General features: G+C 68.5%; 17 protein-coding genes. 6 read left to right on the top strand and 11 right to left on the bottom strand.

The window, feature by feature from the left end; translation table 11 throughout:
- Nucleotides 1-20 precede the first annotated feature (20 nt).
- The 3 genes from NAG42_RS21790 to NAG42_RS21780 all read left to right on the top strand — a co-directional run bounded on the left by NAG42_RS21790 (nucleotide 21) and on the right by NAG42_RS21780 (nucleotide 6,891).
- A complete protein-coding gene (locus tag NAG42_RS21790; RefSeq protein WP_250032521.1) occupies nucleotides 21-2,771 on the top strand; it encodes a helix-turn-helix transcriptional regulator in 2,751 nt (916 codons plus the stop codon).
- A gap of 86 nt (nucleotides 2,772-2,857) precedes the next feature.
- On the top strand, nucleotides 2,858-4,045 hold the full coding sequence (locus tag NAG42_RS21785; RefSeq protein ID WP_250032518.1) for a GAF domain-containing sensor histidine kinase: 1,188 nt from the start codon (nucleotides 2,858-2,860) through the stop codon (nucleotides 4,043-4,045).
- Nucleotides 4,046-4,176: 131 nt separating this feature from the next.
- Nucleotides 4,177-6,891, top strand: a complete 2,715-nt coding sequence (locus NAG42_RS21780; RefSeq protein ID WP_250032517.1) for an ATP-binding protein — start codon at nucleotides 4,177-4,179, stop codon at nucleotides 6,889-6,891.
- A gap of 31 nt (nucleotides 6,892-6,922) precedes the next feature.
- Here NAG42_RS21780 and NAG42_RS21775 read toward each other — a convergent pair whose 3' ends face one another.
- A complete protein-coding gene (locus NAG42_RS21775; protein ID WP_250032516.1) occupies nucleotides 6,923-7,840 on the bottom strand; it encodes an SDR family NAD(P)-dependent oxidoreductase in 918 nt (305 codons plus the stop codon).
- A gap of 351 nt (nucleotides 7,841-8,191) precedes the next feature.
- Here NAG42_RS21775 and NAG42_RS21770 point away from each other — a divergent pair, with 351 nt between their 5' ends.
- Both NAG42_RS21770 and NAG42_RS21765 read left to right on the top strand, forming a co-directional pair.
- Nucleotides 8,192-8,854: a hypothetical protein gene (locus NAG42_RS21770; RefSeq protein WP_250032514.1), complete on the top strand. Its 663-nt coding sequence runs from the start codon at nucleotides 8,192-8,194 to the stop codon at nucleotides 8,852-8,854.
- Nucleotides 8,851-9,993 carry a MalY/PatB family protein gene (locus NAG42_RS21765; RefSeq protein ID WP_250032513.1) on the top strand — a complete coding sequence of 381 codons (1,143 nt, stop codon included), beginning with the start codon at nucleotides 8,851-8,853 and terminating at the stop codon, nucleotides 9,991-9,993. The genes NAG42_RS21770 and NAG42_RS21765 overlap by 4 nt, the downstream gene beginning before the upstream one ends.
- Before the next feature lie 26 nt (nucleotides 9,994-10,019).
- On the opposite strand, the gene lysS is transcribed toward NAG42_RS21765, so the two are convergent.
- From lysS to NAG42_RS21715, 10 genes are all read right to left on the bottom strand, one after another.
- Nucleotides 10,020-11,720 carry a lysine--tRNA ligase gene (lysS, locus tag NAG42_RS21760; RefSeq protein ID WP_250032510.1) on the bottom strand — a complete coding sequence of 567 codons (1,701 nt, stop codon included), beginning with the start codon at nucleotides 11,718-11,720 and terminating at the stop codon, nucleotides 10,020-10,022.
- A gap of 37 nt (nucleotides 11,721-11,757) precedes the next feature.
- A complete protein-coding gene (locus NAG42_RS21755) occupies nucleotides 11,758-12,339 on the bottom strand; it encodes an AAA family ATPase (protein ID WP_250032507.1) in 582 nt (193 codons plus the stop codon).
- A complete protein-coding gene (locus NAG42_RS21750) occupies nucleotides 12,336-14,414 on the bottom strand; it encodes a hypothetical protein (RefSeq protein WP_250032505.1) in 2,079 nt (692 codons plus the stop codon). The genes NAG42_RS21755 and NAG42_RS21750 overlap by 4 nt, the downstream gene beginning before the upstream one ends.
- Nucleotides 14,411-15,652 (bottom strand): MFS transporter, encoded by a 1,242-nt coding sequence (locus NAG42_RS21745; protein ID WP_250032502.1) that lies wholly within the window; start codon nucleotides 15,650-15,652, stop codon nucleotides 14,411-14,413. The genes NAG42_RS21750 and NAG42_RS21745 overlap by 4 nt, the downstream gene beginning before the upstream one ends.
- An 11-nt stretch (nucleotides 15,653-15,663) precedes the next feature.
- Nucleotides 15,664-16,446, bottom strand: coding sequence for a class I SAM-dependent methyltransferase (locus NAG42_RS21740; RefSeq protein WP_250032501.1), 783 nt, complete (start codon nucleotides 16,444-16,446; stop codon nucleotides 15,664-15,666).
- A gap of 104 nt (nucleotides 16,447-16,550) precedes the next feature.
- Nucleotides 16,551-17,747, bottom strand: coding sequence for a cytochrome P450 (locus NAG42_RS44980; RefSeq protein WP_250032500.1), 1,197 nt, complete (start codon nucleotides 17,745-17,747; stop codon nucleotides 16,551-16,553).
- A gap of 22 nt (nucleotides 17,748-17,769) precedes the next feature.
- The gene (locus tag NAG42_RS21730) at nucleotides 17,770-19,512 is read right to left on the bottom strand and encodes an amino acid--tRNA ligase-related protein (RefSeq protein WP_250032497.1); all 1,743 of its coding nucleotides are present in this window, start codon (nucleotides 19,510-19,512) and stop codon (nucleotides 17,770-17,772) included.
- On the bottom strand, nucleotides 19,499-20,044 hold the full coding sequence (gene dcd, locus NAG42_RS21725) for a dCTP deaminase (RefSeq protein WP_250032495.1): 546 nt from the start codon (nucleotides 20,042-20,044) through the stop codon (nucleotides 19,499-19,501). Before dcd ends, NAG42_RS21730 begins: the two co-directional genes overlap by 14 nt.
- Nucleotides 20,041-20,538 (bottom strand): dCTP deaminase, encoded by a 498-nt coding sequence (locus NAG42_RS21720; protein WP_250032492.1) that lies wholly within the window; start codon nucleotides 20,536-20,538, stop codon nucleotides 20,041-20,043. Before NAG42_RS21720 ends, dcd begins: the two co-directional genes overlap by 4 nt.
- Before the next feature lie 104 nt (nucleotides 20,539-20,642).
- A complete protein-coding gene (locus NAG42_RS21715; protein ID WP_250032491.1) occupies nucleotides 20,643-21,467 on the bottom strand; it encodes a class I SAM-dependent methyltransferase in 825 nt (274 codons plus the stop codon).
- A gap of 1,083 nt (nucleotides 21,468-22,550) precedes the next feature.
- Between NAG42_RS21715 and NAG42_RS21710 the strand changes: the two genes are divergently transcribed.
- On the top strand, nucleotides 22,551-24,284 hold the full coding sequence (locus tag NAG42_RS21710) for a PKD domain-containing protein (protein ID WP_250032489.1): 1,734 nt from the start codon (nucleotides 22,551-22,553) through the stop codon (nucleotides 24,282-24,284).

The following is a 24,284-nucleotide window of genomic DNA, read 5'->3' as shown; positions in this document are numbered from 1 at the left end:
CCGGTAGGGGGCGTTTGACGATGCTGACGGGGCGCAGGCTGGAACGGGGTGTGCTGGACCGGGTGGTCGAAGCGGTCCGGGCCGGCACGGGACGTGTCCTGGTGGTGCGCGGCGAGCCTGGGGTCGGCAAGACAGCGTTGCTGAACCATCTGTGCGACGAAGCGTCCCGGGCGGGTTGCCGGCTGCTGCGCGTGGCGGGCGTGCAGTCCGAGATGGAGCTGGCGTTCGCCGGGTTGCATCAGCTCTGTCTGCCGTTGCTGGATCGGGCCGAGCGGTTGCCGGCGCCGCAGCGGGACGCCCTGCTGACCGCGTTCGGCTTGGTCGCGGGTCCGCCGCCGGATCGGTTCCAGGTCGGCTTGGCAGTGCTCAGTCTGCTGTCGGTGGCCGAGGGCGATCGTCCGCTGATCTGTGTGGTCGATGACGAGCAGTGGCTGGACGCGGGCTCGGCGCAGGTGCTCGGCTTCGTCGCGCGCCGGTTGCTGGCTGATCCGGTCGGGCTGGTCTTCGGGGCTCGTGAACCTTCTGCCGAGCTGGCCGGGCTGCCCGAGCTGAAGGTCGAGGGTCTGCCGGATCGGGAAGCCCGGGCCCTGCTGGATTCGGCGCTGATCGCGCCGTTGGACGGGCGGGTCCGCGACCTGCTTCTGGCCGAGTCGCGAGGCAATCCGCTGGCCCTGCTGGAGTTGCCGCGCGGGCTGTCGCCGAGCGAGCTGGCCGGCGGGTTCGGGCTGCCCGGTGCGGTGCCGCTGGCCGGCCGGATCGAGGACAGCTTCCGGCGGCAGCTGGACGCCATGCCGCCCGCGACCCGGCGGCTGATGGTGCTGGCCTCAGCCGATCCGTCCGGCGACCCGTCGTTGGTCTGGCGGGCGGCCCAGCGGCTCGGTCTTCCCCAGGACGCCGGGGAGCCGGCGGTCGAAGCGGGCCTCGCGGAGTTCGGTACACAGGTGCGGTTCCGGCATCCGCTGGTGCGCTCCGCGGTGTACGGGTCGGCCGCGCCTTCCGAGCAACGTGCCGTGCACGCGGCGCTGGCCGAGGCGACCGACGTGGTGGCGGATCCGGACCGGCGGGCCTGGCATCGGGCTCACGCCGAGGTCGGCCTGAATGAGGAGGTCGCCGTCGACCTCGACTCCTCGGCCGGCCGGGCGCGGGCCCGGGGCGGTCTGTCCGCCGCGGCGGCGTTCCGTGAGCGGGCGGCGTTGCTGACCCCGGACCCGGCTCGCCGCGCCAGCCGGCTGCTGGCCGCTGCCCACGCCAAGCGCGAAGCGGGCGCGTACGAGTCAGCCGCGCGACTGATGGACGCGGCGGGGGCCGGGCCCTTGACGCCACCGGATACCGCTGACCTCGAGCGCCTGCGCGGGCATATCGCGGGTCACCTGGGTGAGCCGCGCCGAGGCGGGCAGGCGCTGCTCGACGCGGCTCAGTTGTTCGAGCCGGTCAGCGTCGACCGGGCGCGCGTGACGTACCTGGAGGCGCTGTGGGAGATCGCGATGTGGACCGGCGGCCGGCAGGGGCCCCGGTTGGCCGCCGCGTTGACGGCCCGGGCCGCGCCTCCCGCCCCACAGCCCGCTCGTGCCGTCGATGACCTGCTCGATGCGCTCGCGCTGCGATTCACTGACGGGTTCGCCGTGGCCGCGCCGGCGTTGACCGGGGCCCTCAGTCGCCTCCTGGCCATGGACGTCGATTCGGAGGACGGCCGCCGGACGTCGCTGTTCATGGCCGGCTCGGCCGGCTCGGCCAGTTGCCTGCTCACCATGGAGCTGTCCGACTTCGAGGCCTGGGACGCTCTGACCGAACGGAATGTGCGGTTCGCCCGGGAAATCGGCGACGTCGTGCAACTGCAGCATTGGCAGCACCATCGGGCCTTGTTCCTCATTCACAAAGGTGAACTGAATTCGGCCGCCCAAGTTCAGGCCGAGATCGATCTGCTCGATGAGATGACCCGTTTGACCAGCGGGATCACTGGGGTGTTCCTCGCCGCTTGGCGCGGTGACGAGGCACAGGCAGGGGAGTTCATCCAGGCCCTGACGCGGGAGGCGAGCGACCGGGAGACCGAGGTGCTGGGGTCCTACGCCATGCTGGCCGGCGCGACCCTGCACAACGGACGGGGCCGCTACCAGCAGGCCGGCGACTACGCCCGGCAGGCCTTCGAGCTCGACGTCTTCGCCGTGGGACCTCTGGTCGCGCCCGAACTGGTCGAGGCAGCCTCCCGGACCGGGAACACGGCGTTGGCCGGTGTTGCGCTGGAGTGGCTGTCCGAACGCGCGAGCACCGCTCCGACCGACTGGGCGGCCGGGATGGAGGCTCGTGGCCGTGCCCTGCTCAGCGAGGGTGACGCGGCCGAAAGCGGCTACCAGGAGTCGATCACGTTCCTGGGTCGCACCGGCTTCGGCACCCAGCACGCCCGCGCGCATCTGCTCTACGGGGAATGGTTGCGGCGCCAGAACCGCCGCTCCGACGCTCGCGGTCCGCTGCGCACAGCCCACGAGATGCTGACCACGATGGGTGCGCAAGGGTTCGCCGACCGAGCGCGCCAGGAGCTCGCCGCCGCGGGCGAGACCGCTCGCAAGCGCAGCGTGGAGACGACTACCACACTGACCGCGCAGGAAGCTCTCATCGCCGCCCTGGCCCGGGACGGGCACACGAATCAGGAGATCGCCGGGCAGTTCTACCTCTCGTCGCGCACCGTCCAGTACCACCTGCGCAAGGTCTTCACCAAGCTGGGGATCAGCTCCCGCCGGGAGCTGCGCGCCGCACTTCCCTCGGCGACCGGGTGACCGTGACTGTGCACTTTGGCGGACTCGATGCCGGCCGGGCGCGGAAAGGATGGTCAAGACACGAGCCAACCTTCCGCGGAGGCACCATGAGCATCGTCACCGTCGGCCGGGAGAGCGCCGGAATCGCCGGCTTCCAGGCCCGCGCCGCCATCCAGGCGCTCTCCGATGAACAGGCGGCCTTGCTGCGAGTCGCCGAGCTGGTCGCCCGTGGTGGACCACCGAATGCCGTGTTCCAGGCCGTGGCGGCCGAGGCGCAGCAGCTTCTGAACGGCCAGCCGACGACCCTGGTCCGCTTCGAGCCGGACGCGGCGATGACGGTGATCAGCGTGAGCGACGGACCCATCCCCCCGGGAATCCGGATCGATTACCCGCCGGGCACGATGCCGGACCGTGTCCGGCGCACGGCGCGGGCCGTACGGGTGGACGACTTCACCATGGACCCTCATGCTGCCTTCGCGCGCCGCCACGGTCTGACCGCCGGGGTCGCGGCCCCGATCGTGGTGGAGAGCTGTGTATGGGGGATGCTCGTGGCCACCTCGGCCGGCGAACCGCTGCGGCCCGGCATCGAAGACCGTCTTCAGCGGTTCGCCAACCTGGCCGGCACCGCGGTCGGCAACGCGACCAGCCGTGCTGAGCTCATCGCCTCCCGGGCCCGAGTCCTGTCGACGGCTGATGAGACACGCCGCCGGCTTCAGCGCGATGTCCATGACGGCGCGCAGCAACGCCTGGTCCACACCGTGATCTCCCTCAAACTGGCCCGGCAGTCCCTCACCCAAGGCGACATGCCGACCAGCATCGACCGCGTCGAGGAGGCACTGCTGCACGCCCAGCGGGCCACCGATGAACTGCGGGAGATCGTCCGCGGCATCCTTCCGGCGGCCTTGACCCGCCGCGGCCTGCGCGGCGGAGTGGAGTCGCTGCTGACCGATCAGCCGCTGCCCGTCCAGACCGCCGTGGACGTGCCGCGGATGGCCGTGGAGGTCGAGACCACCGCGTATTTCGTCATCGCCGAGGCGCTCACCAACATCATCAAGCACGCCGGCGCCGGGCGGGCCTGGGTTCGCGCCGACCTGCGCGCCGGCGTTTTGCACATCGAGGTGGGCGACGACGGCATCGGCGGCGCGCACGCCGAAGGAGGCTCCGGTCTGACCGGTTTGTTCGACCGGGTCGAGGCGCGCGGTGGCCGGCTTCGAGTCCTGAGCGCACCGGGGCAGGGCACAACTATCCGGGCCACGCTGCCGATCGTTCAGCCCACGCCGGCCCAGCCCCGCTGAGCGTCCCCGTCGCGGCGGGTCTTGGCCGGCCTTACCCGGCCGGTTAGCCTACGGCCAGCATGCTCAGCGGGAGCAGCCGGGCCGCGGGGGGCGTAACCAGGGTGCTGACGGGCCGCCAGGACGAACGCGATGTGCTGGATCGGCTCATCGACGCGGTCCGGCGCGGCCATGGCGCATCGCTGGTGGTGCGCGGCGATCCGGGGGCCGGGAAGACGGCATTGCTGGACCACCTGGCCGACCGGACGTCGCGGGCGGGATGCCGGCTGGTGCGCGTGGCCGGCGTGCAGTCGGAGATGGAACTCGCATTCGCCGGCCTGCATCAACTGTGCGCGTCGCTGCTGAATGAGATCGAAGGGTTGCCGGCGCCGCAGCGCGACGCCCTGCGCACGGCATTCGGCCTGATCGACGGCGCGCCACCGGACCGCTTCCACATCGGCTTGGCCGTGCTCACTCTCCTGTCGGCGGTGGGAGATGAGCGCCCGCTGATCTGTGTGGTCGATGACGAGCAGTGGCTGGACGAGGGTTCGGCCCAGGTCCTCGGCTTCGTCGCCCGCCGCCTGCTGGCCGACCCGGTCGGGCTGGTCTTCGGAACGCGGGAGCCCGGTGGCGATCTCGCCGGACTCCCCGAGCTGCACGTCGACGGTCTGCCGGACGAGCAGGCCCGGGCCTTGCTGGACGCGGCGCTGACCGCGCCGCTGGACGGGCGGGTCCGCGATCTGCTCGTGGCCGAGGCCCGGGGCAATCCACTGGCCCTGCTGGAACTGCCGCGGGGGCTGTCCGCCGACCAGCTCGCCGGGGGCTTCGGATTGCCCGGGGCGATGCCGTTGACCGGCCGGATCGAGGACAGCTTCCTGCGCCAATTCGAGGCCCTGCCGGCCCCTACCCGGCGGCTGATCCTGCTGGCGGCGGCCGACCCGTCCGGCGACCCGTCGTTGGTCTGGCGGGCCGCCAACCGGCTCGATCTGCCGCCAGGCGCCGCAGAACCCGCCGCCGAAGCAGGACTGGTCGACTTCGACGTGCAGGTGCGGTTCCGGCATCCGCTGCTCCGCTCCGCGGTCTACCGGTCGGCGGCGCAGCCGGAAAAACGCGTCGTGCACGCCGCGCTGGCCGAGGCGACCGACACTGTCGCGGACCCCGATCGCCGCGCCTGGCACCGGGCTGGAGCCGCGATCGGGCTGGACGAGCAGATCGCCGTCGAGCTGGAGTCGTCGGCGGGCCGAGCCCAGGCCCGTGGCGGTTTGGCCGCGGCGGCCGCGTTCCACGAGCGAGCGGCGTTGCTGACCCCGGATCCCGCACGCCGGGCGAGCCGGCTGTTCACTGCGGCCCGCGCCAAACGTGACGCCGGCGCTTTCGCCGCGGCCGCGCAGCTGTTGACCACAGCCCGGGCCGGGCCGTTGCACGCACGGGAAAACGCGCACGTGGAACACCTGCGGGGGCAGATCGCCGCCAACCGGGGTCAGAACCGCGACGCCGGCCAGTTGCTGCTCGACGCGGCCCGGCTGTTCGAGCCGCACAGTGTCGACCTGGCCCGCGAAACCTACCTGGAGGCCCTCTGGGAGATCGCGATGTGGACCGGCGACCGGCACGGGCTCAGACAGGAAGCCGCCCTGGCCGCCTTGGCCGCACCGCCCTCCTCCCAGCCCTCCCGGCCCGTCGACGACCTCCTCGACGCGCTGGCGCCGCGGTTCGCCAACGGGTTCACCGTCGCCGCGCCGGCCTTGACCCAGGCCCTCAGCCGGTTCCTCGACATCGCGGTCGACTCGGAGGAAGCCCGGCGGCTGCTGTGGTCCGGGGCCCGCCCGGCCGGTTGCCTCCTCGCCTTGGAACTGTCCGACACCACTTCCTGGCAGACCCTGACCGCCCGCAACGTTCAGCTCGCCCGGGACGCCGGCGCCCTCGTGCCCCTCGAACTCGGACTGCACCATCGGGCCCTGTTCGACATTCACCGGGGAGAACTGGACACGGCCGCCCGGCTTCTCGCGGAGAACGACCTGATCCCCAAGATGACCGGTCGTCTGATGGGCGCGGCGACCGGGATGCTGCTCGCCGCCTGGCGCGGTGACGAGACCCGGACGAGTGAGCTGATCGAAGCCATGACCCGGGAGGCGAGGAACCGCGAGGTGGAAGTACCGGTGTCCTACGCGCTGCTGGCCGGCGCGGTCCTGCACAACGGGCTGGGCCACTACCAGGTGGCCGCCGACTGCGCCCGGCAAGCGTTCGAGCTCGACGTCTTCGGTGTGGGATCACTGGTCGTACCGGAACTGGCCGAGGCGGCCTCCCGGACGGGAGACGCGGTACTGGCCGGTGCGGCGCATGACTGGCTGTCCGAACGCCGGCGGATGACTCCGACCGATTGGGCCGCGGGGATGGAAGCCCTGGGCCGGGCACTCCTCAGCACGGGCCCGGCCGCCGAAGCCGGCTACCGTGAGTCGATCGGCTGCCTCGTGCGGGCCGGACTCGGCGGCCAGGCGGCCCGCGCGCATCTGCTCTACGGAGAATGGTTACGTCGGCAGAACCGGCGGTCCGACGCTCGCGCCCAGCTGCGGACGGCCTTCGAGATGCTGACCGCGATGGGCGCACAGGCGTTCGCTGAGAGGGCGCGCCAGGAACTCGCCGCCGCCGGTGAGACCGCACGTAAACGCATCGTCGAGACCGTCACCACGCTGACCGCCCAGGAAGCCCTCATCGCCCGCCTGGCCCGTGACGGCCACACCAACCAGGAGATCGCCGGGCAGTTGTTCCTGTCCGCGCGCACGGTCCAGTACCACTTGCGCAAAGTCTTCACCAAGCTGGACATCAGCTCCCGTCGCGAGCTGCGCCGAGCCCTACCAGCGGCAGCGGGATGACACCGGACCGATGCGCGGAAGCAGGGGAATGTCAGTCGAGGCGGAGGGCGGCGGCGGAGATGGTCCAGATCCGCTCGGCGTTGTCCGGGTCCAGGGAGTACGGCGCCACGCTGCGCACCAGCTCCTCGACGTCGGCGGGTCGCTGGTCGGTGGGCACGGCTTCCTGGTTGTCGTTGAAGTAGCGCCCGCCGATGCCTTCCAACTGCGGTGAGACGGCCAGCAGCACCGAGGTCGAGGCGCCCTGTTCGGTGGTTTTCTGCAAGTCGGCCGGGGTGGCGAGTTTGCCGCCGACGTGGCGTTGCAGCGGCGTCGCGATGGCGCCGGGGTTGACCGCGTTGACCGTGATGCCGTCGTCACGCCAGCGGGCGGTCGCGGCCACGGCGAACAGGTTGACCGCGGTCTTCGACTGCGCGTAGGCCAACGTGGCGTCGTACGGCCGGAACTTGAAGTTGATGTCGTCGAAGACGACCGGCGAGAACAGGTGAGCGGATGAGCTGAGGCTGACCACCCGGGCCCCACCGGCCGCGGCCAGCGAGCGATGCAGTCGCGTGGTGAGCGAGAAGTGGCCGAGGTGGTTGGTGGCGAACTGGAATTCCCAGCCCCGCGGGTCGGGCGTCAGCGACGGCAGGGCCATCACCCCCGCATTGTTGATCAGCAGGTGCAGGGGGCCGTCCCAGTCGGCGGCGAACGCGGCGATCGAGGCGTGGTCGGTCAGCTCCAGCGGTCGCACCTCGACGCCATGACCGATCTCGGCGGCGGCTTCGAGGCCGCGCTCGGTGTCGCGCACAGCGAGCGTGACCGAGGCTCCGCGGTGAGCCAAAGTGCGGGCCGTCTCGAGCCCGATGCCGGAAGCCCCGCCGGTGACAACGGCCCGTTTGCCGGTCAGGTCGATACCTTCGGAGACCCCGTCGGCCGTCGACTTGACCCCATAGGCGGTGGTGATGCGCATGCTGATCCCCTCGAGCAGTCGGCAATCAAGATCTTTCTCGTACGCCGCGGCGCCGCACCCGGCAACATCAGACCCCGGATACTGTGATGCTGGCAAAATCAACCGGCGAGCACTTCCGGGACAGCCCGATTTCGGTTCCGGTCGACCCGAGTGGTCACGTCGAGGGCTCGAGCAGGGCAACGAGTTTCGCGTTGGAGCTCGGCGCGATCGGCGCCGCGTGATCCTGGCCGGCTTCCGGTCGAAACCTCTCGCAGTCCGCCGACCGCAGCTCGATGCGGTGTCCGCATCCCAGCCAGTCGGCGCGGCGCACCGCCGAGCCGGCCACGTTCTTGGGCTGGCATAGTACGACTCATGTTTGGCGAACCCAGGGAAACGAGCACCATGCACGACGCTGGGTTCGTGCGGATTCAGCAGCGTGCGGAGTGTGTTTTCGCAGCGCGATCGCGGATCGAGTCGGTGCCGTCCAGTGACGGAGCCGACGCTCGTCAGGCTGGTTGTGCCGCGGCACCATATCTAGCTGAGTTCGCTACCCGCATCGACCGTGACGAACTCGATGGCCTGCTTATCGAGTTGACTGACCCGACCCACGGAGCAGACCTCGACGCGGTGGCGCGGAGCACTCGAGCTGTCCTGAGTGGTCTGCTCGAGGCTCAGGGGACCTCGGAAGCGATCGGGCTGAGCGAAGTTGGCTCTGAGCACTGGTGGCTGACACTCTGCGACACCAGATGGTTCGTGCTCGTCTTCGCGCCTTGCTACGACTCCACCTCGCCGCGGCACACTTTTGGATCGCCCTCCACCTACGTGCTGCTGCAGCCGGTGGCTTCGTTCGACCGGCGCGCCACGCCGCGCGGCGCGACTATCAAACAGGAGGTCCGTCAGCTCATCCGCGACTCCTATACCGAGTGCGGCCGACAGTACGATGCTGAGCTCGCTCAGCAGGATGTCGAGTCGTTGAAGTTCGTCTGGCCGGCGAACGCCGGCGAACAGCCGGTTCGCTGGTGGGAGGCCCGTTGACCATTGATTTCGCAGTCACCGATGCTCAGCTGCTCTCGATCGCCTGGGCGAAGTGGAGCTTCTACCCGCCGGACGTCCTACCGGCTTGGATGGCCGAGATGGATGTGCGACCCTGCCCGGCAGTGCAGGAGTCGGTGCGCTCCGCCGTCGACCAGGGCATGTTCGGCTATCCACCCCTTGATCGTGAGACCGGCCTCGGCGCGGCGACGGCAGGCTTTCTGAGTGGGCGATTCGGCTGGACGGTCGACCCGGCGCGAGTGCTCATGTGCGCCGACATCATGTCCGGGCTGCGGCTGGTGCTCGAGACGTTGTGCGTCGATGCTCCGGTCGTCGTTCCGGCCCCGGCATACAAACCCTTCCGCGACGTCGTGACGCTCAGCGGCCGCACGGTGATCGAGGTGGCGTGCCGGGAAGGCGAGCGGTCGGTCCTTGACCTCGATGCCATCGAAGCGGCGTTCGCGGCCGGCGCACGGACGATCATTCTCTGCCAGCCCTACAATCCTCTCGGCGTGGTGCTGACCAAAGCGGAGTTGACCGCGGTCAGAGACATCGTTGTCCGCCACGGCGGCCGGGTGATCAGCGATGAGATCCATGCCCCGCTGGTATTGCCGGGCGCCCGGCACCTTCCGTACGCCTCGTTGAGCGACACTGCCGAGCACGTGACGACCCTGTTCTCGGCCTCGAAAGCGTGGAACATCCCGGGCTTGAAGTGCGCCCAGATCATCGTCGGCAACGATGAGGACCTCGCCCGCTTGCGGTCGCTGCCGCACGTTGCCAACGCCTCGACGGCCATCCTTGGGGTGGTCGCTACGATCGCCGCCTACACCGAGGGCGAGCCGTGGCTGAATTCGGCGATCGATTACCTGGCCGCGCAGCGCGATTACTTCGCCGAACTGCTGTCCAGTCACCTGCCGCGGGCCCGCTGGCGACCCATGGAGGCAGGTTACTTGGCTTGGGTGGACGCTCGTGCCTACGGTCTGGCCGACCCGTCCGCCACCGCCCTGGAGCTCACGCGGGTGGCGGTGAGCCCAGGCAGCCGATTCGGCGACAGCTACACGGGCTACGTTCGTATCAACCTGGCGACCTCGCGCGAGCGTCTCACCGAGGTCGTCGGCCGCCTGGTCAAGGCCTGGGAGTGAAAAGCCAGGCCTTGATCTGAAAACGGTCAGGCTGGTGGGGTGACCAATGTGCGGACCCGATCGGCGCCGATCGCCAGCAGCAGCGTGGGCAGGCGCGGGCCGGTCTCCCGTCCGGTCAGCAGACGGTAAAGAAGAACGAAGAACTTGCGCTGCACAGCCTTCAGTTCGGCTGAGGGCGCGACGTCCATCGGTAGGCCGAGCACCATCTTGGGCACGCCGTAGACCAGGGTCGTCAGCCCGGCCAAGGACCAGTTCTCGTCGAGACCGTCGACCAGGTGACGCAACGAGCGGTTCTCATCGTCAGCCAGGCCGGACAGCAGCTCGGTATCGGGCTCCGAGGCGACCTCGGTGCGTGCGTCGGTGGCCATCTGCTCGGCGACCCAGTGGACGGCGCAGTCGAGCCGGGGGCGCACTTCGTCGAGGTCGTCGATCGGCTGCTCGGGGTCGAGGTCGTGCAGGATGCGTAGCATCTGGGCGGGATCGCCGGTGGTGATGTCGACCACCGAGGCGAGCATGCGGTAAGGCAGCGGGCGGGGCGTCACCGGCAGCTCGATCTCGGCCGTGCGCCGGGCCCGGTCGTAGGCGATCGCATCGACTGCCGTGCCGGCCTGCACTTTCGCGCCGACCGCGTCCCATTCGTCATACAGCCGGTGGATCTCCTGGTCGAAGGCGACCTTGAAGCTCTGGTTGGGCCGGCGGCGAGCGTAGAGCCAGCGCAGCAGGGGTGCTTCCATGATCCGCAGCGCGTCGGCCGGCGTCGGCACACCGCCCTTCGAGCTGCTCATCTTAGCCATGCCGGAGATTCCGACGAACGCGTACATCGGTCCGATCGGCGGGTCGACGCTGAAGATCTCCCGGACGATCTGCTTGCCCACGACGTAGGACGAGCCGGGGGAGCTGTGGTCCACGCCTGACGGCTCGAAGACCACTCCCTCGTACGCCCAGCGCATCGGCCAGTCGACCTTCCAGACCAGCTTGCCGTGGTTGAACTCGCTGAGTTTGACCGTCTCACCGTGGCCGTAGGAGCAGACATACGTCAAAACGGTGGTCTCGTCGTCGTACGCCGTCACGGTCGTCGTGTCCCGATCGCAGACGGAGCAATACGGCTTGTACGGGAAGTATTCCGCGCCGCCGCTGCCGTCGTCCTCGGTCGCCGCGCCCGATCCCTCGGCGGCCAGCACCGCCTCGGGCAGGCTCTCCTCAGCCGTCGACGTCTTCTGTTTCGTGCGGTACTGCCCCAGGATCGCGTCGATGCGGTGACGCTCGCGCATCGCCAGCAGGATTTGCTCCCGGTAGGCGCCGGAACGGTACTGCTCGGTCTGACTGATGCCGCGGTAGACCACGCCCAGTTCACTCAACGACGTAACCATGGCCGCCTTGAAATGCTCGGCCCAGTTGGCGTGCACGCTCCCGGGAGGTGCCGGTACCGAGGTCAACGGCTTGCCGATGTGCTCCGACCAGCTCGAGTCGATGCCGGCCGGCACCTTGCGGAAACGGTCGAAGTCGTCCCAGGAGATGACATGCACACACTCGCGGCCGCGACGACGGATCTCGTCGGCGACCAGGTGCGGGGTCATGACCTCGCGAAGGTTACCCAGGTGGATGGGCCCGGATGGGCTCAGCCCCGACGCGCAGACGATCACCGCGCCCGGCGCCCGGCGTTCTGCCTCGGCAATGACCTCGTCAGCGAAGCGGCTGACCCAATCCGATTCGGCAGAGCTGGCCATGAGGCGCGAATCCTCTCGAGGGCTGTACATTGTCGGCTCATTCTCCCAGGTGCGGCCGCGGCGACTCGCGCGACCCTTCTCCGGCTGTCATCTGAAGCATGATTTCGGCCGTGACCTCCGCGGGTGACCGATACTCGGTATCGACGTGGCGGCCGAATCGTGGCTCGAGGAGGGCGGACAGGCACCGGTCGACCTGCAGCCCTTCCCAGCTGAGTTCGCCCCACCGATCGGGTTTCTCGCCGCGCTCGGCCATTCTGTGCCGTAGCCGCTCCCGGATGGTCCCCGGCGCGGCGAGAAGGCTGAAATGCCACACGACGAGGCCGTCTGCCCGCAGCCCGCCGATGAGGGCGTCGAACACCACCGGCCGGACCACCGTCATGGGTACGACCAGCGGCCGCCCATAGGCCGCGGTCATACCTTGCAGTAGTGACCGGGTCATCAAGGGCCAGACCGGTTCCAACTCGAACTCCTCCTTCCGGAGGGCAGCCGGCAGCTGCGACCAGAGCAGATGACCTACCCGTTCGGGGTCGACCACCAGGGCATCCGGCAGAGCGGCCGCCACCATGGGCGCGATCGTGCTCTTGCCGCCTCCGAACGGCCCGTTCAACCACACGATCACTCGTACGCACCCGGGGGCCGGTACCAGATCGGGCAGGACGCAAAGGACACGGTTCCCTTCGACACGACGAAGCCTTTCAGGAAGTCTTGGTGATACCGGCCCGCTCGATCCAGAACCTGGGCCGTGACCGAGAGCTCCGTTACGCTGCCGGGGGTCAGTTCGAGACGCTCGGGCGGCGGCACGCCGACGCCGTACTTCGCCGAGTTCTTGGCGAAGATTGCTGCGTAGCCGGTGACCGGCCGGTCCACCTGCTCGTCGACGCTGATCCGCAACGTCACCCGCTGCTCGGTACCGCGCACCCAGTAGGGCGCAGTGATCAGCTCCAGCTTCACGACGTCGCCCCGCGGGTCGAGATCCTCCACGAGGGTGCACTGTGGGCACACCAGCGACTGCCTGCGCAGGCGGCGGAACAAGGGGTGCTCCGCCGACAGTCGCTTGAGGGCGCGGTCGCATCGAGGACAGGTACGGTCCACCGTGCCCTCGCTTCGCTGGTTGAGAATCTCGCACCAAAGATCTTCGAATTCGAAGCTACTGGTGGTGCCCCGTTCGAACAGCGAGGTGGCGACATCCTCTTCGGCCCGGGCAACCGCGGTTCGCAGTGAGGCAAGCCGCTTGCGGGCGCGCTCCGGCTGCGACCCCTCAAGCGCTTCGGACAGCGCCCGCGCGGTCGAGGCGATCTGGTCGCGCAGCTGCACCAGCAGATTGCCCTGCCTGGCCGTGCGTAACCCGATGAGCGGCAGGTCGCCTAGATTCTCGATGGCGGCGCCGGCGCGGAGGGCCAAGCTGTCCACCTCGGCTCGGTCGGTCAGCGTCCGCGGAGGTAGTGCAGTCATCCGGTCCGCGAGTGGCGCCGTGCGGGACGACACGAAAAACAGGTCGCCGCGACCGCCTTCGAGCACGAGGGTGTCCCGGCCGGCTGCCGCCGCATCCGACTGCAGCCCGCGCGGGTCCGCGAAGGTCAGCGCGGGTACGTCGATCGGTGCCCAGGCCAACCAGGGCGCGCCGACCAGACCGAAGGCTGGGATGTCCGATCCTTCGTACCCCAAATGATCGTTGAGCAGCGAGACAGTCTGGCCCAGCGACAGCCCGGATTCCATCGCCCGCCGGGTCAGCAAGTTCACCTTCTCCCGGCCGCTGACCAGCGATGAACAACCGATGTACCCGGCTACCGCGCCCCGGGCGAAGCCGTGTGCCAACAGGTACGGCTCGGGGAACATGCCGTCGCGGACGCGCAGGCCCATGCAGCTGTTGGTGAACACGACGTCAGCCCGGACGCGGTCGGCGGCCAAAATCCGATCGAAGTCGACGTCGTCACGGCAGCAACGTCCGGTGAAGGCGCATGTCGGCACATTCGGTGGCGCTGTGGTCACGAGTTTGCCCACATGGTTGGCGCACAGGACAGTGTCCTGCAGATGGATGACGTCGTCACGACCGTGCGCCATCAACGACAACAGGCCCACGTGCCCACCCAGCAGCTGGGGTGCGAGCCGCTCAAAGGTCGCGTCGGATTTCAAAACGACGTCCCCGCCGCTCACCCGGCTGCTGCTCGCCGCCGAGTGGACGCTGAGCACCTCGCACCGTTCGCCCCGGCGCCACGGCCAGGCCAGCGCCTTCGCTACCAGCCACGACACGGCCGCAAGGTCAGGGCCGACGAGGAAACCGGCGTGCACGGACGGACCGTCGTCGGCAAGCATCCGCAGGTCTTCGCGGATGCCGTCGATCTGGCTCTCCTCGAGGTCAGCTGTCACCGCGACGAATCCCGCGTGGATTTCGCCGGTCGCCTGGCGGCCCAGCGCCGCAGCGACATCGGCCCAGGCCAAGACGCTTATATGGGTGGCCCCAACGGCCGCGGCGATCGCCGGGCCGTGTTTGTCGACAGCACTTCCGGCAAGGGTCAGCACGGCCCGGTTCCCCGGCGCCGTGGGACGGCCGGCGATATCCGAGTCGTGCAGCGGCGCGGCCAGCGTGACGGCGTTTCCGGCCCGTAGCACGGGGGCCGGCAACGTCTGTCGCTCGGCGAACCGCCACAGCTCGCGGTCCCAGTCCTGATCGTCGAGGACGTCGTGGAAAATCATGCTTCCGCCTCCTGCGGTCGTGGCAGCACCCGCACGTCGCGGACGAGCAGGGTCATGACCGCGGTCAGCAGGATCAGCAGGCCGCCGGCGAGAAAGGCGCCGTCGTAGCCCAGCACCTGCGCGGCCGGAATCGCCAGCAGCGCACCCAGGGGCATGATCGCGTATGAGGCGAAGGCGTCGATCGAACCGATCCGCGACATGCTGGCGTCCGGGACGTGTCCCTGCAGGCAGACTGCCCAGAACACGCCGAAGATCTCGTAGCCGAGTCCGTTGACGAATGCGCTGAGCAGCAATGGCACTGGGCTTGTGGTGACCGCGAGCACGAGCATCAATGGCGCTACCAACAGCACGGCGGCCACCCCGACCAACAGTGGCCGGTCCGGCTGGAAACGCAGCCCCGCCGCCGCGCCGACCACAAAGCCCGCCGCCTGCGCGGTCAGGATCAAGCCGAGCAAGCCGGCCCCTCCATCGTCTTTCAACGCAATCGGCGCGAGCACAGTGATCGTGGCCGCCTCGGCGAAGTTGACCACCGTGCACATCAGAACAACCGTCCACAGCCAGCGGCGGCCGACGAATTCATGCCAGCCGTCCCGGAGGTCGCCCAGCAGAGAAGAGGCTCGCATGCGAGCGGCCTGGCGAAGGTCGAGTCGTGTCATCAGCCATGCGCTCACCAGAAATGTCGCTCCGTCGACCAGAAATCCCCAGGCCGGTCCGGCGAAGCCGACCAGCACGCCTCCGAGCGCTGCGCCTCCGATCGTCGCGGCATTCCGGCTGAGACTCAGCAGCGCGTTGGCCTGCTGCAACAGCGCAACGGGGGCGGTCGCGCGGATCAGTCCGGAGGTGGCCGGCCCGGAGAACGCGGACGCCGTCCCGTTGACCACCGCCAGCGCCGCCAGCAGCGCGACCGTAGCCGTTCCGCCGAACAGCAGCGCCGCAGTCATAATCTGAGCTACGCCGCTGATCAAGTTCGCCCAGAGCAGGATGCGATCACGCCGCCAGCGGTCGGCGATCGCACCGCCGATCAGCGTGAACGCGACGTTCGGGATCTGCCGCGCGGCCACCACGATCGCCACGGCACTGACATCGTCGGTTACCGCGAGTACACCAAAGGCCAGCGCAATGGGAGCCATCGCTGAGCCGAGCATCGACGCCGTACGTGCCAGGAACAGCTGCCGGTACGGGAAATGTTGGAGCACCTTCAGGCTGTCAGCCCATCGAGCGGTTGAGGTCTCAGTCATCCTGGCTCGACTCAGAACAACTCGACGTAGCGGTTGGGATAACTGCGAGCGTCGTAGCGCAACGCCAGCACCGAGTAACGCTGATATTGGCGAAGCAGGTTCGTGGCGTTCTTGACCTCCACGAGCCGGTCGAATAGCGCCTGGCGGACCTCGGCACTGTCGATACCGGATTGAGCACAGGCGCGGTCCACGGTGCTCGTGCAGTAGAGCTCGATCTCAGCGTCAGTCTCCGGGACTAGGCCGGACCGTGACTCGTACATGACGTCGAGGCCGCGGAAGAGGTCCAACGCCTCTTTGTACGTCTCCATCTCGGATGAGATGCCGAAGACCTCACGGCGAATCTTGCGGACGTGGTCGGGCAGAGGCGTCTCGCTCCAGAACGGCGAGGCCAGCACGTAGCCGCCGTCGACCAGGAAATCTGTCACCCGGCGCGCCATCCGCCGTGGATCCGGGAAGAAGCCGAGCGCCGCGCCGACCACGACGTGACTGAACTTCTCGTGCGGCTGGTATTGCATGCCATTCGCAACCTGATACGTGAGTCGCAGCGCCGGGTCGGCGAGCCGGTGGTTGTAGCCGGCCAGCGCGACCGCGTCAGCCGAGAGGTCGAAGCCGACCGCTCGGCAGCCGGTGAGCCGCGCCAGTTCCCGCGACGAGAAGCCGGTAGTGCAGGCGAGTTCCAGCACGGACGAGGCCGTTCCGATCCTGGAGAAGGTGGCCCAGGCATTCAACGTTGCGAAGGCTCCCGGCATCACATTGGTTTGGTTGATCATCGCGACGAAGTCGGGATAGCTCACTTCCCACACGTCCCGTGCAGTGCGCGGGATGGTGGCCAAGGGCCAGGCTTGCAGCTCAGATGTGATTGTCACGGTCTTTCCCCCATGTGCGTGAATCGGTGTTCTCAAGACAGTTCGACGGGCAGAGCCAGGAGGCTTCGCAGCACCTGGGAGCCACGCCAGCGGAGACCAGTGAGGTCGGCGCGGAGGGTCCGTCGGCCGAGCACGGCGGCTACCTCCTGCGCCTGCAGGCGCGACAGGGCCGCCCCGAAACAAGCATGAATGCCGAACCCGAAACCCAGGTGGGGATTCGGACGGCGTCCCGGATCAAAGGTGTCGGGCTGCGTGAAGACGTCCGGGTCGCGGTTGGCCGCCGACAGGATCAGCAGCACGCGCGTGCCGGCCGCGACCGGTGTCGAGTCGATCACGGTATCGGCCCGGGCGATACGAGCGGTCGTCTTGGCCGGCGCGTCCAGCCGCATGACTTCCTCCACGAGACCCGCGGCATAACGCTCGTCGGACGCGGCGGGCCTGCCGTGCTCGGGGTGGACGACAAGCGCGAGCGCCAGATTGCCGATCAGGTTGGTCGTCGTCTCATGGCCGCCCAGCAACAAGGTGATGCAGGCGGAGACGACCTCGTCGGAGGAGATGTCCGCTCCGCCGCCGGCGGCCAGGGCCGAAGCCACATCCTCCAACGGACGCTCGCGCTTGTGCTCGATGAGGTCAGAGAAGTACTGCCAGAGTTCGTGCCACGCGTGGTCTATCTCGTTGATCTCGCCGTCCGACAAGCTCGGCTCGGTGAGCCGGATCAGGTGGGTCGACCAGCCCTTCAGCCGCCCGCAATCTTCTTGGGGGATGCCCATGAGATGCGCAAACGTCGAGACCGGCAACGATGCGGCGAGATCGCTGATCAGATCACCGGATGAGCCCATCCGGTGAACGTGGTCCTCCACTCGGGCCCGAACCACAGGGCGCAGGGCCTCGACCCGTCGTGCGGTGAAGGCCTTCGACATGGCCGACCGCATTCGGCTCTGCTCCGGGGGATCGGAATAGAGAGGCCAACTTCGCATGGGCTGCATGGTCGCGGACAGCCGCGGCGGCAGCGACGACAGCAGCAGATCGGCCTGCTCGGCGCAACCGAATCGCTCGACGTCACTGAGTATGGACCGCACTGCGGGATGCCGGGTGACCACCATCCGTCCGGTGGCGCCGATCCCGGGACACCACAGCGGTTGATCGGCGGACGCCAGCCGGCGTAGCGCCGCTTCCGGGCGTGCCGCGTCGAGCGCTTCGAACACAATCTCCTCGGTTATCGCCGGCACAGTTCCCCCCTGATCTGAACGGTCATCGGCCCAGTCCCGACGCTTCTCGACGGCTCGTCCGGACGCTCGCCAGCCGTCCAAGACCCAGACCCAGGCCCACGCAAGGCGGAATACCGTTCGCGAACACGTCGAGCACCTCGCGATAGTCGCGGTGGACCGCGTACGGGTCCCGCGCCAACGCCTGCTCGAGGCGCTCATGGAGCGTGGCCGGGTCCAGTTCGTTGCGGGAGATCTCGGCGATCTCCAGGCTGTCCAGGTAAAGCCAGAGACGATCGGCCGATCGGCCGCGGCCGGCGATGAATGGTGAGCCGCTCCCGGGGATGTCGCGCACAACGATCAGACCTTCGCCGAGCTGATGCCGGTAGGTCCCACGCCAGAGCCGGCGCACCAGCACGTCCGGATCTGCGGTTCGCTCTGCGGTGGCCGGGGCCAGCCTCTTTGCCAGTTGTTGCACACCGCTGACGTCCGCGGTGGATACGCCGGACAGTCTTTGGAAGATAACGTCGAAGTCGACGTGTTCGGCTTTCAGCGGTTCCTCCAGGACCTCGCCGACGAGGGTGATGACGACGTCCGCCATCTCAGGCAGATCGACATCGACGGCGTACGCCTCGAGCATGAGGAACTCCTTGAGCGCATCACCTCGGAGCCCTTCGTTGCGAAAGCTGGGCCCGATCTCATAGCAGCGGCTCCACCCGTTCGCCACCAGCCCGAGCAGGGCGAGTTCGGTGGTCACCCGCAGATATGCGGTCTCGGAGGTGGCCGCCGACCAGGTGGAGAACGGGCGGCTCGCTCCGCCGAACGACGACGTGGTGAGAATCGGCGTGATCGCCTCGAGGAAACGCTCAGCGGCGAGCGCCGGTCGCAGTCGGGCCAGCAGATCGGACAGCTCGACGGCCGAGCGGTCGGCTCCGACCGGTCGACGGGCTCCACCGGTGTGGGAGGGACGGTGGCGCTGAACTTCCTCCACGAAGACGGTGTCTGCTCCGGTCCGCGTGCGGCCGGTGCTCCCACTTACCGCCAGAAGATCGCCGGCTCGTATGTTGCCGCCGACCGCGGCCTCCATCGAGAGTTGGGCCGTGCGGCCGTCCCAGGTCAGGTCGACGAAGGTGGTCCGCCGATGCGCCCGCACGGCGCTCACCCGCCCGGCCAGCGTGATCCGCTCGGTGGCCGGCCACTGCGCCCAGCCGCTGAACGGCCACGGACCGGTGTCCGCCGGTGCGCCGGTCTTGCCGCGATTCCCCATCCGCAGCAACGGGTCCCTGGAGCCGGCGACCTGAGTTAGGAGCTCGACCGGGTCACTCACTCGTGCGTCCGTCAGCCAAGCAAGACGCCGGAGCAGATTCCGGTGTTCCCCGGGTGCGGCGCTCGCCAGGCGGCGCAGGAGGTACCCGGCGGCGATCAGGGTCAGAATCCGTAGTCGGCACCGCAGCGTGCCGGTCAAGGCCCAGACGGTCCGCTCGGGCCGGTCGAGGGCCAGAGCAAAAATGTCGGCCTCCGGTGGCCCGGACGCCGCCAAGGGCCGATGTTCCTCCGGGACGGAGGGATCGCCGACGCTGAACAGCGGCACGGTCGCAACGTCGGTGTGCGCCAACAGCGTTCCGATTCCGGCCATGATGGTGCGCAGTTCGTACGCGTCGGCGTCGATTTCGCGGCTGAACAGAACGGACGTGAGCGGCAGGATTTCGGCGGCGGCATCCCATCGTCCGCCGGTGGCGGTGCCGGCGTGCCGGGCCGCGACAGCGGCTACGAGTTCATCGTCGTCCATGCTGGACCGTCCGCGGCTGATGGTCGAGGTATGTCCGCGAGGCCTGAGGGCCGTCCGACGCCTGGTACTTGCCGTCGTAGAGACGGATGGAGCCGTGCGACACCCAGAACGTGGTCTGCGCGATCAGCATGCCGGGCCGGATCCGCACCGGCAGGGTGGCGTAGAGCTGCAGCGTCGACTGACCATAGAAGCCGATGTCGAACAGATCCGCGGTCACGTGGACAAACAACCCCATGCGTGCTGTGCCCGACTTGGCGTGAATCAGCGGCACGTACCGGTCGCTGCCGATACGTTCCGCCGTCTCGGCCAGCACGAAGTCGCCGGGCCGGAGCAACAGCCCCTCCGCCGGGATTTCGTGTGTATGTACGGTCGGCTGGACCCTCGGATCCAAGATCTCGTCCTGGTAGACCAGGTAGCGGTGGCCGAGCGCCAGGTCGTACGAATTCGTGGTGCACCGCGCCGGGTCGAACGGGTCGATCATGATGGAACCGTGCTCGACCTGCCGCCGGATCTCATCGCCGGTCAGGATCATGGGGCGAACCCGGCCAGAGATTCGTGGGGCTGGTTGAACGTCGCATAGGTAGCGGGTGAGGGGCGCAGCTCACCGTGGTTGTGCCAGAACGACACCTGACCGATCACCATGCCCGGGTAAAGCCGGATCGGCCGAGTCGCAACGATCTCCAAAGTCCAGCGATGACACGATGTGGTGTGTCCAAGATCGGCGGAGACCTGCAGAAAGAGGCCGAGGCGCCCCATCGAGCTCCGGCCGATCAGGGACATCGCGTAAGTGGTGCTGCCGATCACTTCCGAGGTGTGCCCGAGGTACATACGGTGGGGAGTCAGCACATAACCCGTCTCGGGAATCTCGAGTTCGACGAACCGGTCGAGGTCGTCGTCGTAGCGCTTGAGGAGTGCGCCGAGCCGGTAGTTGTAGCTGTTGGGATTGACCTCGCCGGTATCGAACGGATCGATCCGGATACGTCCGGCGCGGACCTCCTCCTCGATGAAGGGGCCAGTCAAGATCATCTGATTTTCGGCCCCGTCGGCCTTGGGAAAACTTTCACGAACGGATCTTAACAGTGTGAATATTTATCTAACTAGTTGCCTGTTCATCTGCCGACAACCGGCCTCTACCTGAGCAAAGCCTCCAGCGTGTAGCTGTGCGGCAGCCGTTCCGGACGGTCGATGAGTCGCCACTCGCCGCCCCCGATCGGCATCATCTGCCCCGGCTTGTCGTCCCATGGGATGCTTCCGTGCTCGACGAAGCGCGTGATCGTGAAGCCGTTCGCCAGTAGTGCCGAGAAGATCTCGCCCAGACCGTGGTTCCAGGTGTGGGTGTCGGTATGCGCCAGCGCGACCTCGCTGTCGACGTAGCTGACGCTGCCTTCCCAGTGGGTCGGCTGCTCCATCTCGAAGTAGGGCGCATCGACGACGAGCAGCCCGTCCGGGCGGGCCGGAGCCAGCGCCCACAGCATCGGATGCCCCTCGCGAAGGAAAAGCCGGCCGCCGGGGCGCAGTAGGCGGCGTACCACCCGCACCCACTGGTCGATCCGGGGAAGCCAGCAGAGAGCGCCGATCCCGGTGTAGACAAAGTCGAACCGGGCGCCACCCAGTGCCTCCACCGCTCCGTACACGTCCGCGTGCACGAATGTCACCTCGGCGCGGGCAGCGGTGGAAAGCTCCCGTGCCTGTTCCAGCGATGCGACTGAATAGTCCAGCCCGGTCATCTCTGCGCCGAGCCGGCTGAGTGAGATCGTGTCCGTACCGATGTGACACTGCAGATGCACGCCAGACTGACCGGAGACGTCTCCGAGCAGAGGCCGGTCGAAGGCGACGACGTCACTGATGTACGACGGGTCACCTCCGAAGCGGTCCACCGCATACTGCGGCGATGCCGCGTGTACCGCCGCCCGCGCATCCCAGGTCGCAATATTGACCTCGTCGAATCCAGTCATGCTGCGGAAGTCTGCCATCCGCCGGTGAACCATGCGTTCGTTGCACGTGACCCCTGAGAAGGTCAGGCCGCTCGCTCGGGCCGGCGGCTGTGGGACCTGGCGCCCCACCCGGTCGACCGGGGGGCGCCCACCACTGCGATATGTAAGACGTGCTGGAATGCGTCGACGCCCCGTCGACCGCCTCGCCAAGTTCTACGACGACAAACTGTAGCGATTCCCGGTCCGCGTGTCGGACCGAATTTATTGACCTGCTGCCTCGCTTCTGTTCTGTGTACTCCGGCGAGACCTCGGCACGGAAGAACGACGAGCCCCGTCGCAGGGATGCATTCTGCCACGACCGCGATTCCGGAATCGTGTGTCGGGCCTCCTGCAGTTGGGCTCCGGGATCGTCGTTCACTTCCAGTATCAGCTGTCTCCGTGCGTCTGCTGAGTGGATATCGGTCCACGAGGTAGTGCGTCGTCACGATGACGGTAGGACGGTTGCCGAGCAGTTCTCTCATGGCCTCCCTGTGGCTGGCGCGCAGGAGGATGAGCTCCGGTCGCTCGTGAACCACGGTGGCGGGGTCGAGTCACCACTTGTCGCCGCCGGACAGCTGCCCGACCCTGGTCGCGGCCTTGCGGGCGCGGTCGATGATACCTCGGACGTGGCCGGCCGGATCCGATCCGCCGGACAGCCGGCCGATCAGCGATGCTGAATAGATGATGGCGGGGAACGGCGTTCTTGGAATAGGTAACGGCTTATGCGGGCCTGTTCCGGGAGCAAGCGACGTGGTCAGGCGATTCGAAGTCGGCGGCCGAGTGTAATTGTCAAATCTTGAACGCAAGCACCTCGGCGTCGCGCATCGGTGATCTGCTGGGTTGGTAGCGGCGTCGGTCGATGCGGGTAGACAGATTGCATCTGTCGCTCAATCTCGTGTCGGCGGCCGAGCGACGATCACGCAGTAGAAGTACAACTGTCGGGTTCCCGATTCGCCAGTCGGAATATGACTCGCGGAGAGAAAGCATCGAGCCGATGACGGCATTCGACCGCAGCCGACTGCTCCATCTTGATCTCAATCGCCGATGACAAGACGAGGGACTGGTATGCAGCGCAATTCTGAACGCCTTGCCGCCCGAGGCCCGATCAACCCGGCCAACGGCTTTCCCCATTGGTACAAGGACGCGGCCGGCGTGCGCCTCGAGCTCGCCGTGGACCCCGCCGACCCGAACACGCAGGCGCTGGGCGACCTGCCCGACCCCCTGGCGCCGGTGAGTTTCCCGGACAATTTCCCGGACGAGTCCTTCTACTTCCTCGCCGAGGCCGAGATGCCGGTCGGGGGCCAGCCCCGAGCGGGACGCGCCCGCCTGGTGCTGGCCATGGAGGCCGCCTTCGCCGGGACGGGGGCCGTGGCCGACGGCCAGCAGCAGGTCTTCGCCCGCATCCGGGTGCGCCTCGACGGGGGCATCCCCGGCGCCGCGTACACGTTCACTCATCCGTACGGCCGGACCGACCCGCTCGAAGCCGATGAGAGCGGCCGGGTCTTCGTCACCGAGGACATCGGCGCCGGGGCGGGGCTGTTCGACCGGGCGGTCGCCGATGGCGAGGTGGCACCGTTCCTGCGGTGGAACGCCGGCGCCCCGTCGGGATACCTCGGCGACGGTGCCACCGAGCATCAGATCACGGGCAGCCCGCTCGGCTTCAACTTCTTCGCCGTCGAGGGCCCGCAGGTCGGGGGAGCGGGCGCGGCACCGGATCCGCAGGACCCCACGAATCCCGACAAGATCTTCACCGATCTGTTCACCGTGCAGGGCCGCCTCTCCACCCTGGCCGGGGTCGAGGTCGTCCGGGCCGTCTACGCCCGCTCGGCCGGCAGCATCGTCGTCGACATCTTCGCGCACAGCGAGCCCGGCCAGACCCTGGTGGCCGAGGGCACCACACTCACCGCCTCCGGCACCGACTACCACACCCGGGCCGCGGTCACGGCCGTGCCGCCCACTGTGGACGTCGTCAACGTCACCGACCTGCCGCCGACGGCGGTGACCGCGCGCGTCACCGATGCGGTCACCGTGCTGCTCGCCGACTATGACACCGCGCTGCACCAGCTCACCGTGGAGGCACAGTCCAGCGACCTCGACGACCCTCCGGTGCTCACCGTGACCGGCGTCGGTGTGCTGACCGGAGGTGGGCAGGTCTTCGACCTCGACGCCCCACCCGCGAGCGTGGAGGTCACCTCGTCGCACGGTGGCGCACACCGCAGGCACGTCCTGATCGCGGGGCCCGCCGCGGCCGCCGATCCGGTTCGTGCCTCGGCCGGCCTGGACCGCATCGTGGCCGCGGGTGAGCTTGTCACCCTCGATGCCGGCGCCAGCACCGGTCCGGGCATCACCTTCGCCTGGGCCCAGATCGGTGGCACCGACGTCGTGCTGACCGAAGCGGGCCGGGCTCGTGTGACATTCGTGGCGCCCGCCGCGGGGGCACTCAAATTCGAGGTCACGGTGAGCAACGAGGGCGCGACCGACACCGACGCCGTCTCGATCCAGATCGACCCCGCCGGTCCGGTCACCGACGATCTGGGGACCAGCCTCGTGGAGTTCCGGACCGGTTCGGGCCGGTGGCGGATCACCGGCACGGCGACCGCGCCACTGCCGGACCGGGTCACGGTCACGCTCGGCGGCCGTGAGATCGGCAGTGCGCCGGTGGACGCGCTGCACGCGTGGGACATCCGCCGCACTGTGGTGCCGGGCGAGACCGGGCTGATCCCGGCGAGCGGCGCGACCGTCGAGGTCGTCTCCAGCCGCGGCGGCCAGACCACCCAGCCCGTGACGATCCGGAACTGA

It is taken from the genome of Paractinoplanes maris, assembly GCF_023544465.1.
Lineage (GTDB): Bacteria > Actinomycetota > Actinomycetes > Mycobacteriales > Micromonosporaceae > Actinoplanes > Actinoplanes maris.
Note: the sequence above shows the minus strand (reverse complement) of the source record. Positions and strands in the feature narration are given on the sequence as shown.

What these genes read in the sequence shown, in the direction of transcription:
- NAG42_RS21745 (WP_250032502.1), bottom strand. Translation starts at nt 15,652, where the DNA reads ATGACTGAGACCTCAACCGCTCGATGGGCTGACAGCCTGAAGGTGCTC.
- NAG42_RS21730 (WP_250032497.1), bottom strand. Translation starts at nt 19,512, where the DNA reads ATGGACGACGATGAACTCGTAGCCGCTGTCGCGGCCCGGCACGCCGGC.
- NAG42_RS21790 (WP_250032521.1), top strand. Translation starts at nt 21, where the DNA reads ATGCTGACGGGGCGCAGGCTGGAACGGGGTGTGCTGGACCGGGTGGTC.
- NAG42_RS21775 (WP_250032516.1), bottom strand. Translation starts at nt 7,840, where the DNA reads ATGCGCATCACCACCGCCTATGGGGTCAAGTCGACGGCCGACGGGGTC.
- NAG42_RS21770 (WP_250032514.1), top strand. Translation starts at nt 8,192, where the DNA reads ATGTTTGGCGAACCCAGGGAAACGAGCACCATGCACGACGCTGGGTTC.
- NAG42_RS21715 (WP_250032491.1), bottom strand. Translation starts at nt 21,467, where the DNA reads ATGACTGGATTCGACGAGGTCAATATTGCGACCTGGGATGCGCGGGCG.
- lysS (WP_250032510.1), bottom strand. Translation starts at nt 11,720, where the DNA reads ATGGCCAGCTCTGCCGAATCGGATTGGGTCAGCCGCTTCGCTGACGAG.
- NAG42_RS21785 (WP_250032518.1), top strand. Translation starts at nt 2,858, where the DNA reads ATGAGCATCGTCACCGTCGGCCGGGAGAGCGCCGGAATCGCCGGCTTC.
- NAG42_RS21710 (WP_250032489.1), top strand. Translation starts at nt 22,551, where the DNA reads ATGCAGCGCAATTCTGAACGCCTTGCCGCCCGAGGCCCGATCAACCCG.
- NAG42_RS21750 (WP_250032505.1), bottom strand. Translation starts at nt 14,414, where the DNA reads ATGATTTTCCACGACGTCCTCGACGATCAGGACTGGGACCGCGAGCTG.
- dcd (WP_250032495.1), bottom strand. Translation starts at nt 20,044, where the DNA reads ATGATCCTGACCGGCGATGAGATCCGGCGGCAGGTCGAGCACGGTTCC.
- NAG42_RS21720 (WP_250032492.1), bottom strand. Translation starts at nt 20,538, where the DNA reads ATGATCTTGACTGGCCCCTTCATCGAGGAGGAGGTCCGCGCCGGACGT.